The sequence below is a fragment of the Novosphingobium sp. ST904 genome, from assembly GCF_001298105.1.
Lineage (GTDB): Bacteria > Pseudomonadota > Alphaproteobacteria > Sphingomonadales > Sphingomonadaceae > Novosphingobium.
Genome location: NZ_LGJH01000044.1, coordinates 1 through 2050, shown reverse-complemented (window position 1 = coordinate 2050; position 2050 = coordinate 1). Strand labels below are relative to the sequence as shown.

The window sequence follows — 2050 nt, the reverse complement described above, 5'->3', positions numbered from 1 at the left end:
ATCGTGATATCCGTAAACACGTCGCGATACAGTAACTGGCACCCTCATTCGGGCTGGGTGTCACAATCTTGAAAACGAGGAAAATAGGGCTAATGTTAATGTTGATTGCCACTGAGATGTGACCCGGGGCGCCTATAAATTACCATTGAGAATTGACCCATGTTTTCCTCCCCTCCGGCTGCCAGTCGGAGGGTCTCGGAGTGATCGACATGGACTTACTCAGTGTGATCCGCCGGTGGCATTTCCGGCAGGAGATCTCCATTCGGGAGATCAAGCGGCGGACCGGCCTATCCCGCAACACCATCCGCAAATATCTGCGTTCCGATGCTGTTGAGCCCAGCTTCAAAGTCCCGGTTCGGCCGAGCAAACTCGACCCTTTTGCCGAGAAGCTGACCGCTTGGCTGCGGGTGGAATCCAAGAAACCCCGCAAACAGAAGCGGACCGCCAAGCAGTTGTACGCCGATCTGGTGAAGCTGGGGTACGACGGTTCTTATAACCGGGTTGCGGCGTTTGCCCGACGATGGCGGACCCAGCTGCAGTATGAGCAGCAGACCAGCGGGCGTGGAACATTCGTACCCTTGGTCTTTCAGCCCGGCGAGGCGTTCCAGTTCGACTGGAGCGAGGATTATGCCATGCTGGGCGGCAAGCCAACGAAGCTGCAGGTCGCCCATACCAAGCTGGCACATAGCCGTGCCTTCATCGTGCGAGCCTATCTGCTCCAGACCCATGAGATGCTGTTTGACGCGCTTACGCAGGCGTTCCGGGTGCTGGGCGGCGTGCCCCAGCGCGGGATCTTTGACAATATGAGGACCGCTGTCGACAAGATCGGGACCGGGAAGGCACGGCAGGTCAACGCAAGGTTTGCCGCCATGGCCAGCCACTATCTGTTTGAGACCGATTTCTGCAATCCGGCCTCAGGCTGGGAGAAGGGTCAGGTCGAGAAGAACGTCCAGGACGCGCGGCGCCGGTTGTGGCAACCGATGCCCAGCTTCCCTGGCCTGGCCGAGCTGAACGCCTGGCTGGAAGAGCGATGCATCGCCCAATGGGGCGAAATCCAACATGGTGTCATGCCCGGCACCGTAGCCGATGCGCATGCTGAGGAAGTGTCCTGCCTGATGCCGCTGGGCAGGCCCTTCGATGGTTTTGTCGAGCAGACCAAGCGCGTGTCGCCAACCTGCCTCATCGCCTTCGACCGCAACCGCTATTCCGTTCCGGCATCCTTCGCGAACCGGCCGGTCAGCCTCCGGGTCTATCCGGATCGCCTGGTCATTGCTGCCGAAGGCCAGATCGTGTGCGAACATGCCCGGCTCATCGACCGCTCCCATCACAAGCCGGGACGCACAATCTATGACTGGCGGCATTATCTGGCGGTGGTCCAACGCAAGCCCGGCGCTTTGCGTAATGGTGCCCCCTTCCTCGAGATGCCCGAAGCCTTCCGGCAATTACAGGGCCATCTCCTTAAGCGCCCAGGTGGCGACAGGGAGATGGTCGAGATCCTGTCTCTCGTTCTGCATCACGACGAGCAGGCCGTCTTGCATGCAGTCGAGTTGGCTCTGGAAGCAGGCGTCGCCACCAAGACCCACGTTCTCAACGTGCTGCATCGCCTTATTGACGGCAAGGCGCCGCCGGCAGCGCCGATTGATGCGCCTCAGGCCTTGCGCCTGACGCAGGAGCCCAGGGCCAATGTCGATCGCTACGATACACTCAGGGAGATTCGCCATGCGTCATGACCCTGCCAGCGCCGCGGTCGTTGTCATGCTGCGCGGCCTCAAGATGTTTGGCATGGCCCAGGCCGCCGGCGACCTGATCGAACAGGGCGCGCCGGCCTTCGACGCTTCCGTGCCAATGCTGTCGCAGCTGCTGAAGGCCGAGATGGCCGAGCGGGAGGTCAGGTCCATATCTTATCAGATCAAGGCGGCCCGCTTCCCAGCTTGGCCCAGTCGGCCCGAAGCTGCGATTTTGGTCATCTTGGAGAACACGTCGGGAACGGGCTGGTTGTTGTTGACGATCGCCCATGCGAGGAACGACGTTCCGCTCCGATAAGGGAGCG

General features: G+C 60.7%; 1 protein-coding gene and 1 pseudogene. Both read left to right on the top strand.

All coding sequences use genetic code 11. The features are described from left to right. The first annotated feature begins 209 nt into the window (after positions 1 to 209). Complete coding sequence (istA, locus tag ADT71_RS00320) at positions 210 to 1730, top strand: IS21 family transposase (protein ID WP_054434115.1); 1521 nt, start codon at positions 210 to 212, stop codon at positions 1728 to 1730. Then, positions 1720 to 1935, top strand: a pseudogene (locus ADT71_RS00315) (ATP-binding protein); the annotation flags it as partial. The gene istA and the pseudogene ADT71_RS00315, both read left to right, overlap by 11 nt. Positions 1936 to 2050 lie beyond the last annotated feature (115 nt).